Origin of the sequence: Streptomyces sp. S.PNR 29 (assembly GCF_030386795.1) — a bacterium.
In the GTDB taxonomy this organism is placed as follows: Bacteria; Actinomycetota; Actinomycetes; order Streptomycetales; family Streptomycetaceae; genus Streptomyces.
On record NZ_JANUQM010000005.1, the window covers coordinates 87,110 to 100,613 of the forward strand.

A 13,504-nucleotide genomic window follows, 5' to 3' on the forward strand; every position below is an offset into this window, starting at 1 on the left:
GGGATCACCTCGTCGGCAGGCTCTTATACGGGGCGGTGCCACCGATGTGTTCACCGGCCGTGCCGGACCGCTGCATGCGCTGCCACTTCAGCCTGCTGCCCAGCAGGACCGCGACCACGGACTGGATGACGACCAGGTACATCAGCTGCCGGTAGACGAAGATCTGCAACGGCATCGACCACAGGCTGCCCGTCGTCTCGCCGTCGAGTCTGAGCGCGTAGCGGGCGCTGACGACCTGGACGCCCAGGAAGGCGAGCCACACCCCGGCCGACGTCAGCGGATCGAGGAACAGCACGCCGTACAGGGCGTAGACGTCGATGACCGGGGCGAGCAGCGGAAGCAGTACCTGGAAGAACGCGATGTAGGTCAGCCCGCGCCGGCCGAAGCGCCCGGCCGTCCCCGATGCCAGGACGGCACCGCGGTGCTTCCACATGGCCTGGATCGTGCCGTAGCTCCAGCGGTAGCGCTGCCGCCACAACTGGCGCAGCGAGGTGGGGACTTCGGTCCAGGCGACGGCCGACTCCTCGTACAGCACCCGCCAGCCCGCCCGCCACAGTGCCATCGTGAGGTCGGTGTCCTCGGCGAGGGTGTCGTCGCTGACGCCCCCGACGCCCACCAGCGCCTCTCTGCGGAACGCCCCGATGGCACCGGGGACGGTCGTCATGCACTCCAGGACCTCGAACATCCGGCGGTCGAGGTTGAACCCGAAGCAGTACTCCAGGTGCTGCCACTTGGCCAGCAGGCGCCGCCGGTTGCCGACCTTGGTGTTGCCGCTGACCGCGCCGACGGCGGGGTGCGCCAGCGGCTGGACGAGCTGGTGGATCGCGTCCGGTTCGAAGACGGTGTCGGCGTCCACCATGACCACGATGCCGTGCCGTGCGTGAGCCAGGCCGGTGTTGAGGGCCGCCGCCTTGCCCCCGTTGGGTTTGCGTACGACCTCCACGCGCGGGTCCCCGATGCCCTCGGCGATGTCCGCCGTACGGTCGGTCGACCCGTCGTCGATCACGACGATCTGCAGGCCGGGGTGGGTGGAGGCGAGCAGCGAACGGACGGTGGACTCGATGCCGGCCTCTTCGTTGTAGGCCGGGACGAGCACCGTGACCGGCTCGGTCACCTCCCGCATCCAGGGCGCGCCGGGCCTGAAGCGTTCCAGCCTGCGGACATGGGCGCGGGCGAAGAGGGCGAGCAGCGCCAGGCGCAGCACCCCGAGGGCACCGGCGATCCCCAGGGTCCACGTCATGACGGTCGAGAAGGCCTGTCCCGCCTTGGTGACCCAGATCAGGGCGGTGCCCTGCCGGCGCCCGAGGGTCGGCACCGGCGTGTACGGGGTGAGGTCGAGGCCGTCCGAGACGGTGGTGAATTGCTCGACGTCCGGGTTCTTCAGCAGCCTTCTCGTCTCCGCGTACGCGGCCGCCGTCTGGCTGAACTGCCGGACAAGGCCCTGCGCCGGCTCGCGGGTCCCCTTGTCGGCGGTGACCAGCACATAGCCGCGGCCGGTGGCCTGCCGGGCCGCCCGCCACTCGCGGCCGCACAGCGTGTCCGGGGTGGTGGTCCTCGGCATCCGGAGCAGGGTGGTGTTCACGCCCGCGGCGCCCGCCAACGCGGTCTGTGTCAGGTCGAGTTCGGCCGTGAAGCGGAGGGCAGACGCCTCGCCGAGGACGGCGCCGGTGTAGGTGTTCGAGCCGATCTCGTGGCCCTCGGCACGGATCCGCCGGACCAGGTCGGGATGGCGGACGGCCTGGGCTCCGTGGAGGAAGAACGTGGCGCGCGCCCGGTTCCGGCGCAGCAGGTCCAGCAGACGTGGGGTCCACACGGGGTCGGGGCCGCCGTCGAAGGTGAGGGCGACGGTACGGGCGGGCATCGAACCGGTCTGTATCCCGTTGCGGTTGATCCCCACCACGGGGCCGTTTCCTTCGGCCACCGCCTTCGGTGCGGGTGAGGTACAGGGCGACCGTGTCTTCGCGGCGTCGACCTCGTGGTTGGTCCAGCCCTCGAAGAGCAGGGCCGCGAACAGCGCGGGAAGCACGAGTATCAGTAACAGCCAGTGTCCGCGCGGGTCCCGGGACTGTTTGTGCCGGCCCTTCATGGAAGCCCCGCCCTCCTCCCGCCGTTCGGGCCGAGAAGGGAAAGCCTGCGCTGTCTGGTGGGGCTCGCGTTACGCATGGGGCGCGAGTCTAGTTGCGGGGTTTCGCTCGTACGGTGTGAACGCGCAGGCTCACAGAATCGCCTGCGCCACCAGGAGAATGCGGCGGGAACAGTGCAACCGTTCTGCCGGCCTGAGTGTCCCACCTGATATCAGACACACAGGCCCTTCGGGGGACATCATGGTACGAATCAGAACCACCTGGGCTGCCCTCGCTCTCACGAGCGCCGTTCTGGGAGCGGCAGCCGTCCCGGCCACGGCCACGGCCGTCACCTCCCCGCAGACCACCACCGCCTGCCCCACCGGCTGGGGCAGCCTCGCCAAGACACACGCCTCCACCACGACCGCCCCGGTGACCAACATCAGGACCGGCCGCCACGACTGCTACGACCGTATGGTGATCGACCTCCCCGGCGCGGGCCGGAGCGGACTCGGCTACTCCGTCAAGTACGTCGACCGCCTCTACCAGGACGGGTCGGGTCGCCTCATCCCCGTGAGCGGCGGAGCCGTCCTGGAGGTACGGGTGACCGCGCCCGCCTACGACCCGGACACCGGCGCCCCCACGTACCCCGGCCGGGCGGGCCGGCCCCTGCCCGGCGTCGACCTCACGGGGTACCGCACCTTCCGGGACGCACGGTTCGCCGGCAGCTTCGAGGGCGACACACAGATCGGACTCGGCGTGCGGGCCCGGCTGCCGTTCCGGGTGACGCAGCTGACCGACCGTCTCGTGGTGGACGTCGCGCACAACTGGACCGGCGCACGCTGACGTCCGGCGGTTCACCGTCCGGCCAGGGGGTTTCGTTCTGGATCGGTCCGGGTCCGCGACGCCCGGCACGGCACCTCACCGCGTTGTCGACGCGGCGGCCTGAACCGAGCCGCACAACGAAACCCCCAGGGGGTGCGCCCGCACAGTCGCGCTGCCCCGCGACGCCCGGCACGCTCCCCCAGGCTCGTCGAGCAGGGGAACCCGCAGAGCACGCACCGGACTCCGCAGGGCCCGCCCTCCGGGCGGACGACGCGACTTCACGGACACCCCCTAGGCACGCGCCTCCCCGCTGGGCTGGAGTCCCGTGGGCTGCCCGCGGTAGCGGTAGCGGCGCTCGGGGCGGCCCGTCGTGCCGTAGCGCAGGGAGACGTCGGCGCTGCCGACGGCGTGGAAGTGCTCCAGATAGCGGCGGGCGCTGACGCGGGAGACGCCGGTCAGGGTCGCGCACTCGGCGGCGGACAGGGTGCCGTCCGCGGCCCGCAGCGTGCGTTCGATCAGCGCGGCGGTCTCCACGCTCATGCCCTTCGGCAGCGTGCTGAGCCCCGACGCCGGTACGGCCGCTCCGGCCAGGACGCGGTCGACATCGGCCTGACTGCGCACGACGGTGGCGAGCAGCCGGCCGCGCTGAACGGCGTAGCGCTCCAGCCGGGCGCGCAGGTCATCGAACTCGAACGGCTTGAGGAGGTAGTCGACGACGCCGTGGCGGACGGCGCCGCGCACCGTGTCGGCCTCCCGCGCGGCGCTGATGACCATGACGTCGCAGTCGTGTCCGGCGGTGCGCAGCCGGGGGATGACGTCCAGTCCGAAGACGTCCGGGAGGTACAGGTCGAGCAGGACCAGGTCGGGGTGGAGTTCGTCGACGGCGCGGGCCGCCTCCTCGCCGGTGTGGGCGACACCGACGACCCGGAACGGCTCGACGCGTTCGACGAAGGTGCGATGGACCCGGGCCACCATGAAGTCGTCGTCGACCACCAGCACGTCGATCGTGTCGGTCGGGTCGGTCGTCGCGATCATCGTGGCGCTCCTTCCGCCACCGCGTCGGTGAGGTGGCTGACGGTCATGCGTGCGGTGAACATGGCCCCGTCGGGTGTGTTGGTCACCGAGATCTCACCACCGTGACGTTCGCAGACCAGACGGGTCAGCGCCAGGCCGATGCCGCGCTCGCCCTCCCGGGCGGCCTTGGTGGTGAAGCCGTGGGAGAAGACCTCCTGGGCGAGTTCCGGTGCGACGCCCGGCCCGGAGTCGCGGACCACGATCTCCACGCTGGCGGCGTCCTGCCTCAGGGCGACCTCGACCCAGGCGTCGTCACCGCCCTGCGCGGCCGCGTCGACGGCGTTGTCGACGAGGTTGCCGACCACCGTCGCCACGTCGGCCGCGTCGTCGGGGGCGAGCCGGTCGAGCGCCGTGTCGTCGGAGATCCGCAGCGTGACCCTGCGCTCGGCGGCCAGCGACGCCTTGGCCATCAGCAGGGCGGCGACAGCGGTGTCACGGACGCGGCGGCTGAGGGTGACGTCCAGCGACTGGCGGCGCTGGTTCAGCGCGCGGATGTAGCGCACGACCTCGTCCTGCTCGCCGATCTGGATCAGCCCGGAGATGGTGTGCAGCTGGTTGGCGAACTCGTGGGCCTGCGCGCGCAGCAGTTCGGAGGAGCTGCGGAAGGAGCCGATCTCCCGCTCCAGCCGGGCCAGTTCGGTGCGGTCGCGCAGCGTGGTGACCGAGCCGAGCGCGCGGCCGTCCTTGGTGACGGTCATCCGGTTCATCACCAGGACCCTGCCGTGGCGGATGACCACCTCGTCACGCCGGCCGGCGGAGCCCTCCCCCGCCAGGACGTCCCGCAGCCGTCCCTCGACGCCGAGGTCGGCCAGGCTCCGGCCCACACAGTCCTCGGGCAGGCCGAGCAGGCGCCGGGCCATCTCGTTGGCCAGGGTGAGCCGGTGCTGCGGATCGAGGGCGATCACGCCCTCGGCGATCCCGTACAGCATCGCCTCGCGGTGCTCGGCCAGCCCGGCGATCTCACGTGGTTCCAGGCCGAGCGTCTGCCGTTTGACGCGCCGGGCCAGCAGCCAGGATCCGGCGATGCCGAGCCCGCTGGCGATGCCGAGGTAGGCGAGCAGGTACGAGGAGGCGCCGCTCAGACGCTGCCACACCGTCGGGTCCGCCTCGCCGATCATCACGGTGCCGAGGTGCCGGCCGAGGGTCTCCTGGGTGGCGCCGAGGACGGGCACCTGGGCCACGAGTTCGCGGCTGCCGTCCAGTGTCAGCGACCCCGACCAGCCGCGGCCCTTCTCGGCGCCCTCCCCCAGCGGCAGCCGGTCGCCGATGACCGTGGGGTTCGTGGAGCTGACGATCCGGCCGTCGGCGTCGGCCACCGTCACCGAGGTGATGCCGGACTGGGTCTGCGTGGAGTTCACCAGCGTGGCCAGGGCCTCGTGCGGAGCGGGCCGGGCGAGCTGGCTGCGCACCAGCGCGTTGGCGGCCAGTTGCTCGGCCAGCGCGCCGACCCGGCGGCCCTCGACCCGGGTGAAGGTCGCCTCCGACTGCGCGAGGGAGACCGCGGCCACCGCCAGCAGCACCACCACGACGATGGCGAGCTGGAGCACCAGCATCTCGCCCGCGAGGGTCTGACGACGGAAGGTGACGGCCACGACGTACTCAATCTCTCGTACCGGCTCAATCTCTTGTACCGGGTCGCCCCATCATGGCGTCCACCTGCGAAGAGGGAAAGAGAGGTGCACACGCTGCCCGGCGACCACAAAGAACAGAAGCTCCATTGGTTCCGCAAGAGAGACAGCTCGTCGGCGCGCGGGCACCATGTGGCCCACGTCACCCTCCCCCACAGGGCTCCCCATCCCGCATCGACCGTACCGACAGGTGGTGGCATTCGTGCGCCTGCGCACTCCCCTCGCCCTGCTCGGGGCCGCCGTGCTCGTGCTCGTGGGACCGCCGCTGCTGACCACCGGCAGCGGCGCCGAGACCGGCACACAGATCCCCGGCCTGCGCTTCATGGTCCCCAACACCCCCGGCGGCGGCTACGACATCACGGCCCGCACCGCCGCGAAGAACGCCGAGGACGCCGGACTCACCCACAACATCGAGGTGTTCAACCTGCCCGGTGCCGGTGGCACCGTCGGGCTGAGCCGCCTGGTGAGCGAGCACGGCAACGGCAAGCTCGCGATGTCCATGGGCCTCGGCGTCGTGGGCGCCGTCCGCTCCAACCACGCGCCCAAGACCCTCGCCGACACCACGCCGATCGCCCGGCTCACCGAGGAACAGGACGTCGTCGTGGTCGCCAAGGACTCCCCGTACAAGACGATCGACGACCTCATCGCCGCCTGGAAGGAGAACCCCGGCAAGCTCCCGGTGGGCGGGGGTTCCTCGCCCGGCGGGCCGGACCACCTCGCGCCGATGCTGATGGCGCGGGCCGCCGGGATCGCCCCGAAGGAGGTCAACTACATCCCCTTCGACGGCGGTGGCGAACTGCTCGCCTCGATCCTCGGCAACAAGGTCGCCTTCGGGGTGTCCGGCGTCGGCGAGTACCTCGACCAGATCAAGGCGGGCGAGCTGCGCCTCCTCGCGGTCACCGGTCCCGAACGGGTGGACGGCCTGGACGCGCCCACGCTGAAGGAGGCGGGCTACGACGTGAACTTCACCAACTGGCGTGGCATCGTCGCCCCGCCCGGCCTGACCGACGCCGAGCGCGGCAAGCTCGTCCGGCTGGTGGAGAAGCTGCACGACTCGGACGAGTGGCAGAAGTCCATGCGGCAGAACGGCTGGGACGACGCCTTCCTCACCGGCGAGAAGTTCGGCGCGTTCCTGGACGCCCAGGACAAGCGTGTGGTTTCGGTGCTGAAGGAGCTGGGACTGTGACGACGCACACCACCGACACTCCCCCGGCCCCTGCGGCCGAGCGCCGCTCATGGCTGCGCGACCACTCCGAACTCGGCGTCTGTGTCCTGCTGCTGGCGCTCGGCGTGCTGGTCCTCACCGACGCGCTCACCATGGACGTCGACATCGCCCAGCGCGGCCCCGTCGGCCCGAAGACCGTGCCGGTCGTGGTCGGCGCCGGGCTGCTGCTCATCGCCGCGCTGCTCGCCGTGGACGTGCTGCGCGGCGGCCGCGGCCAGGCCGAGTCCGGCGAGGACATCGATCTGACCGAGCCCGCCGACTGGCGCACGGTGCTGCTGCTCGCCGGGGTCTTCCTGGGCGCGGCCGTACTCATCGAGCCCCTCGGCTTCCCCGTCGCGGGCGCCCTGCTCTTCTGGGGAGCCGCCTTCGCCCTCGGCAGCCGCAGAGCCGACCGGGACCCGCTCATCGCGGCCGTCCTCTCCCTCGTCACCTACGTCGTCTTCAACAACCTGCTGGGAGTGCCGCTGCCCGGTGGCCCGCTGATGGGAGTGCTGTGACATGAATGCCCTCAACTCCCTGCTGGACGGCTTCGGTACGGCACTGACCCCCGTCAACCTGCTGTGGGCCGCCCTCGGTGTGCTGCTCGGCACCGCGATCGGCGTCCTGCCCGGCATCGGGCCCGCGATGGCCGTCGCGCTGCTGCTGCCGGTGACGTACGGCCTCGACCCGATCGGCGCGTTCATCATGTTCGCCGGTATCTACTACGGCGCGATGTTCGGCGGTTCGACCACCTCGATCCTGCTCAACACCCCCGGCGAGAGCGCCGCCGTGGTCGCCGCCATGGAGGGCAACCCCATGGCCAAGTCGGGGCGCGGCGCGCAGGCACTCGCGGCCGCGGCCATCGGGCACTTCGCGGGCGGCATGGTCGGCACGCTCCTGCTGGTCGCGCTCGCGCCGGCTGTCGCCGAGCTCGCCGTGGACATCGGCGCTCCCGACTACTTCGCCATCATGGTGCTGGCGTTCATCGCCGTGACGTCCGTGCTGGGCTCGTCGCGCATCAGGGGCCTGGCGTCCCTGCTGATCGGTCTCACCTTCGGCCTGGTGGGCCTGGACCAGATGACCGGGCAGCAGCGGCTGACCTTCGGTTCGCTGCAGCTGACCGACGGTATCGACGTGGTGATCGTCGCGGTCGGTCTCTTCGCCATCGGCGAGGCCCTGTGGGTGGCGGCGCACCTGCGGCGCAGGCCGCCGGAGCCGATCCCGGTGGGCCGCCCGTGGCTGGGCCGGGGCGATGTGAAGCGGACCTGGAAGTCGTGGGCGCGCGGCCCGTTCATCGGCTTCCCGTTCGGCGCGATCCCTGCGGGCGGTGCGGAGATCCCCACCTTCCTGTCGTACGTCACGGAGAAGCGCCTGTCGAAGCACAAGGACGAGTGGGGCAAGGGCGCGATCGAGGGCGTCGCGGGACCGGAGTCGGCGGCGTCGGCCTCGGCGGCGGGCACCCTGGTGTCGATGCTGACCCTGGGGCTGCCGACCACGGCGGTCGCGGCGGTGATGCTGGCCGCCTTCCAGCAGTACGGCATCCAGCCGGGCCCGCTGCTCTTCGAGCGCGAACCCGACCTGGTGTGGGGCCTGATCGCCTCCCTCTTCGTCGGCATGGTGCTGCTGCTCGCGCTCAACCTGCCACTGGCGCCGGTGTGGGCGAAGCTGCTGCGGATTCCGCGGCCGTACCTGTACGCGGGGATCCTGTTCTTCGCGGCGGTCGGCGCGTACGCGGTCGGCGGCGAGGTGATCGACCTGGTGATCCTGCTGATCATCGGCCTGATCGGGTTCGGTATGCGGCGCTACGGACTGCCGGTGCTGCCCGCCGTCATCGGCGTCATCCTCGGCCCCAACGCCGAGCAGCAGCTGCGGCGTGCCCTGCAGATCAGCGACGGCAGCGTCACGGGGCTGGTGAACACGCCGTTCGCGGTGACGGTGTACGCGGTGATCGTGCTGTTGCTGGCCTGGCCGCTGCTGAAGCGGCTCGTGCTGCGGGGTCGCGTGAGCGCATGAGAGGGCTGACGGGGGGCCTCCGGTTCAGCCGGAGGCCTCCGTCAGCATGCGCCAGCCGGGCGTGTAGTTACCGTGCAGCACCAGGGACGCGGCACCGACGGCGCCGACCGTCTCGCCGATGACGCTCTGCTCGATCGCGACGGGACGGATGGCCCGGGCGACGGACGTGCTGTTGACGGCCGTGTCGATCTCCTCGCGCACGAGGGGCTCGATGCCCCGCAGTCCCTCACCCCCGAGCACGACGCGGCCGACGTCGAGCAGGCTGGCCGCGCCCCGGACGGCCTGACCGATACGTCGGGCGGCGTGGCGTACGACGTCGCGGGCGTCCGGGTCGCCGCTGCGGGCGGCGCGGCGCAGGCGCTTCCAGTCCTCGTGCAGGGCGTCCGGTGTGCCGGCGAGGCCGATGCGGTCGGCCGCGGCCGGCCCGTGGCGTCGCAGCAGATCGTCGATGATCGCCGCCGGGGTGCAGTACGGGCCGAGGCAACTGGTGCCGCCGCAGTGGCAGACCCGGTCGCCCGGCTCGACCGCCATGTGCCCGAACTCCCCGGCGTTGCCCGAATCGCCGTGCAGAACCGTGTTGTTGAGGACGATGCCGGCGCCGATGCCGGTACCCAGGTAGATGAACAGGAAGCTGCCCGCCCTGGCCTCGCCGCCGATCCAGCGTTCGCCGATGGCGGCGGCGGTGGCGTCGTTGTCCAGCGCTACGGGCATCTCGGTGGCCTCGGCGAACATCTTCGTCAGCGGCACGCGGTCCCAGCCGGGCAGGTTCGGCGGGGAGACGACGGCACCGGCGGAACCGTCGATCGGGCCGGGCGCCGCGACGCCCAGGCCCAGCAGCCGGTCGGGGTCCACGGCGGACCGGTCGACGAGGCGCAGCGCCGCGCGGGCCACCCGGTCCACGACGTCGGCGGGCTCGCTCGGCATGGTGAGCCGGAGCCGGCGGGTCATGACCGCCTCGCCGGCGAGGTCGACCAGGACGATGACGGCCGCGTCGGGATCGAGGTGGACGCCGAGCGCGTAGGCGCCGTCGGGGCGGGGGGACAGCAGCGTGCGGCGCTTGCCTCCGTTGGACGGGGCGTGGCCGGACTCCGTCACCAGGCCGGCGTCGAGCAGCTTGCGGACGACGTTGGAGACGGTCTGGTTGGTCAGGCCCGTGAGCACCGCCAGCTCGACACGGCTCACCGGGCCCCTCGTGCGGATGGCGTCCAGCACGACGGCCTGGTTGTAGCCGCCCACCCGCGGCAGGTTCGTCCCACCGAGCCTCGTCACCTGTCGGTCACCTGCCGCTCCTCCTGATATCGGTGATCCGTGCCGAAAGTTTACACACCGGAAGCGTTGACTTAATCCATCAATTGGATTTAGCTGTGCGCCACCAAGCCGGGCCCGCAAGGCCAGGTCGCGCGGGGTGGCGCCGAGTGGAACGCCTCGTTCGAGCTGCCCGAAGCCCGCACTCAGTCGCGGCTTCCCCTCAGGTTCGCGTTCCGGAGGAACCACAGTGCGTTCGAGACTTTTCGCTGCCGCAGCCCTCACCGCCACCACCGCCCTGCTCGTCTCCGGCTGCGGTTCGGGGTCCTCGGGCAGCTCCGCCAAGTCGATCAAGGTCGTCTACTGGCAGAACCTGGACAGCAACAACAAGCTCCATGCCGACTTCCTCGCCTCGATGGTCAAGCAGTTCACCAAGGCCAACCCGGGCACCAAGGTGACCCTCGTCCCGGTCACCGCCTCGGAGAACGACTACTACACCAAGATCCAGCTGATGATGCGGTCCCCCGCGACCGCCCCCGATCTGGTCTACGAGGACACCTTCCTGATCAACTCCGACATCGCGAGCGGCTACCTCAAGCCGCTCGACGCCTACCTGGCCAAGTGGAGCGACTGGTCGAAGTTCGCCCCGGCTTCCAAGAACGCGGTGCGCGGCGGCTCGGACGGCAAGATGTACGGCGTCCCGGACGGCACCGACACCCGCGGGATCTGGTACAACAAGCAGCTCTTCACCAAGGCCGGGATCTCCGTGCCCTGGCAGCCGAAGACCTGGGACGACATCCTCAGCGCGGCCAGGAAGATCAAGGCGAAGCTGCCCGGTGTCGTCCCGCTGAACCTCTACACCGGCACGGCGGGCGGCGAGGCCTCCTCCATGCAGGGCTTCGAGATGCTGCTGTACGGCACTCCGGCGGGCGACAAGTCCCTCTACGACGCCGGCCAGAAGAAGTGGGTCGTGGGCAGCAAGGCCTTCAAGGACTCGCTCGACTTCGTCCACACCGTCTACCACGAGAAGCTCGGCCCTCCGGTGGACCAGGCCCTCGGTGCCAACTTCGGTACCACCGTCGGCACCGAACTGTTCCCCCAGGGCAAGCTGGCGATGGACATCGACGGCTCCTGGATGCCCAACAACTGGGGCCCCACCAGCTCCAAACCGTGGAGCCAGTGGAAGACGGTGATCGGCACCGCGGCCATGCCCACCCAGAACGGCCAGGCACCCGGCAAGGTCAGCATGTCCGGCGGCTGGGCCTGGTCGATCCCGGCGAAGGCCAAGAACCCTGATCTGGCCTGGAAGTTCCTCACCACCGTCCAGACGAAGGCCAACCACGCCAAGTGGAACGCCATCAACGCCGGCATCGCGGTCCGCACGGACGCCGCCAGTGACCCGGCATATCTGAACGCCGTGGAGACCAACAAGTTCTTCACCGACCTCGTGAAGTACACCCACTACCGGCCCGGCCTGCCCGTCTACAACCAGGTCTCGACCGCGATCCAGAAGGCCATGGAATCGGTGACCACGAACCAGGCCTCCGTCGGCGAGGCGGCCGCCACCTACGACAGTGATGTGAAGGCCGCCGTGGGCGGTGACAAGACCGTCAAGGGTGCCCCGTGACCGCGCTGACCTCGGCGCCCCGCAAGGCCGGCGACCGCCACCGGCCCGGCGGGGCGCCGCCCGCCGCCGTACGGTCCCTGCTGCGCGGCCTGCCGATGCTGCCGTCGCTGGTCCTGCTGGCCGTCTTCCTGGCCGGACCGATCGCTTACTGCGTGTACTACGCGTTCACCGACATGCAGCTCACCGGCGCGGCCGGCACGCACTTCGTGGGCCTGGACAACTTCCAGCGGGCGCTCGACGACACCGACTTCCTGAACGCGGTCTGGCTGACGCTGGCGTTCGTCCTCGGCTCCGCCGTCGTCGGCCAGAACACCCTGGGGCTGGCGCTGGCCGTGCTGATGGAGAAGGCGGAGAAGCCGGTCCGGGCGCTCACCAACGGCGTCGTCATCGGCGCCTGGGTGCTGCCCGAGGTGGTCGCCGGCTATCTCATGTACGCGTTCTTCTACCGCCAGGGCTCGCTCAACGCCATCCTGGACGCCCTGCACCTGCCGCAGCAGAACTGGTTGTACACGATGCCGATCCTGGCGGTGTGCCTCGCCAACGTCTGGCGGGGCACGGCGTTTTCGATGATGGTCTTCTCCGCCGCCCTCAACGACGTGCCGCAGGAGCTGACCGAGGCGGCCGAGATGGACGGTGCGGGTCCCTGGCAGCGGCTGTGGCGGGTCGTGCTGCCGGTCATCCGGCGGTCGATCATGACCAACCTGATGCTGATCACGCTGCAGACGCTCTCCGTCTTCGGCCTGATCTACACCATGACCCGCGGCGGACCGGGCAACAAGAGCGAGACCCTGCCGATCTTCATGTACCAGCAGGCGTTCCAGAACAGCCTCATCGGCTACGGCACGGCGATCGCCCTGGTCCTGCTGGTGGTCGGCGCCCTGTTCTCCGTCGTGTACATCCGGCTGCTGAAACTGGAGGACGACTGATGGCCGCCGTCGCTTCCCCGCCCGCCAGTCCGGCCCGGCGGAGTACGACCACCCCCGCACCGCAGGCCTCGCGACGGCGCCGCCCCCTCCCCGGCCGTATCGCGGTGAACGCCGTTCTGCTGGCGGTCTCGCTTGCGTACGTCCTGCCCCTGCTGTGGATGCTGCTGGCCTCGGTCAGCCACACCAACAGCTTCCGGCTGACCTGGCCGTCGTCGCTCACGCTCGGCAACTTCGACGCGATCCTCAACGTCGACACCACCTACCGGCCGCTGTTCGACAGCCTGCTGCTGTGCGGCTTCGGGACGCTGGTGACGGTGGTGGTGTCGGTGCTGGCCGCCTATCCGCTGTCCCGGTACCGGTCGCGGCTGCGCCGCCCGTTCCTGTACACGATCCTGTTCTCCACCGGGCTGCCCATCACCGCAGTGATGATCCCGGTCTACAGCATGTTCGTGCAGGTGAACCTCATCGACTCGATGCCCGGTACGACGCTGTTCCTGGCCGCGTCCGCGCTGCCGTTCGGGATCTGGCTGATGAAGAGCTTCATGGACGGTGTGCCGATCGTGCTGGAGGAGTCCGCCCGGATCGACGGCGCGAACACCCTTCAGGTGCTGTGGCGGATCGTCCTGCCGCTGATGCGCCCCGGCGTCATCGTGGTCACGATCTTCACCTTCATCGGCATGTGGGGGAACTTCTTCGTCCCCTTCATCCTGCTGCTGTCCCCGGAGAAACTCCCCGCGTCCGTCAGCGTGTTCACCTTTCTCAGCGCCCACGACCAGACACAGTACGGGCAACTGTCGGCGTTCTCGATGCTCTACTCCCTGCCCGTCGTGATGCTCTACCTGCTGCTGTCCCGGAAGCTGGGCGGCGGCTTCGCGCTGGGCGGCGCGCTCAAGGGCTGA

At 70.4% G+C, this 13,504-nt stretch carries 11 protein-coding genes; 7 read left to right on the forward strand and 4 right to left on the reverse strand.

Going from position 1 to position 13,504, the window contains the following annotated elements; genetic code table 11:
* Positions 1 to 4 precede the first annotated feature (4 nt).
* Positions 5 to 2,086, reverse strand: coding sequence for a bifunctional polysaccharide deacetylase/glycosyltransferase family 2 protein (locus NW895_RS15415; RefSeq protein ID WP_289936099.1), 2,082 nt, complete (start codon positions 2,084 to 2,086; stop codon positions 5 to 7).
* 238 nt (positions 2,087 to 2,324) lie between these two features.
* Between NW895_RS15415 and NW895_RS15420 the strand changes: the two genes are divergently transcribed.
* Complete coding sequence (locus NW895_RS15420; RefSeq protein WP_289936100.1) at positions 2,325 to 2,909, forward strand: hypothetical protein; 585 nt, start codon at positions 2,325 to 2,327, stop codon at positions 2,907 to 2,909.
* Positions 2,910 to 3,179: 270 nt separating this feature from the next.
* Here the strand turns inward: NW895_RS15420 and NW895_RS15425 are convergent, their stop codons facing one another.
* Positions 3,180 to 3,923, reverse strand: coding sequence for a response regulator (locus NW895_RS15425; protein ID WP_289936101.1), 744 nt, complete (start codon positions 3,921 to 3,923; stop codon positions 3,180 to 3,182).
* Positions 3,920 to 5,554: an ATP-binding protein gene (locus NW895_RS15430; RefSeq protein ID WP_289936102.1), complete on the reverse strand. Its 1,635-nt coding sequence runs from the start codon at positions 5,552 to 5,554 to the stop codon at positions 3,920 to 3,922. Before NW895_RS15430 ends, NW895_RS15425 begins: the two co-directional genes overlap by 4 nt.
* Positions 5,555 to 5,792: 238 nt before the next feature.
* Here NW895_RS15430 and NW895_RS15435 point away from each other — a divergent pair, with 238 nt between their 5' ends.
* Genes NW895_RS15435 through NW895_RS15445 form a run of 3 tightly spaced genes read left to right on the forward strand, consistent with a single transcriptional unit; the run spans position 5,793 to position 8,807 of the window.
* Entirely contained in the window at positions 5,793 to 6,776 is a 984-nt protein-coding gene (locus NW895_RS15435) for a tripartite tricarboxylate transporter substrate binding protein (protein ID WP_289936488.1), read from the forward strand.
* Complete coding sequence (locus tag NW895_RS15440) at positions 6,773 to 7,312, forward strand: tripartite tricarboxylate transporter TctB family protein (RefSeq protein ID WP_289936103.1); 540 nt, start codon at positions 6,773 to 6,775, stop codon at positions 7,310 to 7,312. The genes NW895_RS15435 and NW895_RS15440 overlap by 4 nt, the downstream gene beginning before the upstream one ends.
* Position 7,313: 1 nt before the next feature.
* Complete coding sequence (locus NW895_RS15445) at positions 7,314 to 8,807, forward strand: tripartite tricarboxylate transporter permease (RefSeq protein ID WP_289936104.1); 1,494 nt, start codon at positions 7,314 to 7,316, stop codon at positions 8,805 to 8,807.
* 24 nt (positions 8,808 to 8,831) lie between these two features.
* Here the strand turns inward: NW895_RS15445 and NW895_RS15450 are convergent, their stop codons facing one another.
* Complete coding sequence (locus tag NW895_RS15450; RefSeq protein WP_289936105.1) at positions 8,832 to 10,076, reverse strand: ROK family transcriptional regulator; 1,245 nt, start codon at positions 10,074 to 10,076, stop codon at positions 8,832 to 8,834.
* Between the two features lie 226 nt (positions 10,077 to 10,302).
* On the opposite strand from NW895_RS15450, the gene NW895_RS15455 reads away from it, so the two are divergent.
* The 3 genes from NW895_RS15455 (at position 10,303) to NW895_RS15465 (ending at position 13,504) form a co-directional block, all read left to right on the forward strand.
* A complete protein-coding gene (locus tag NW895_RS15455; protein ID WP_289936106.1) occupies positions 10,303 to 11,679 on the forward strand; it encodes an extracellular solute-binding protein in 1,377 nt (458 codons plus the stop codon).
* A 95-nt stretch (positions 11,680 to 11,774) separates the two neighbouring features.
* Positions 11,775 to 12,605, forward strand: coding sequence for a sugar ABC transporter permease (locus NW895_RS15460; protein WP_289936490.1), 831 nt, complete (start codon positions 11,775 to 11,777; stop codon positions 12,603 to 12,605).
* Positions 12,605 to 13,504 carry a carbohydrate ABC transporter permease gene (locus NW895_RS15465; RefSeq protein ID WP_289936107.1) on the forward strand — a complete coding sequence of 300 codons (900 nt, stop codon included), beginning with the start codon at positions 12,605 to 12,607 and terminating at the stop codon, positions 13,502 to 13,504. The genes NW895_RS15460 and NW895_RS15465 overlap by 1 nt, the downstream gene beginning before the upstream one ends.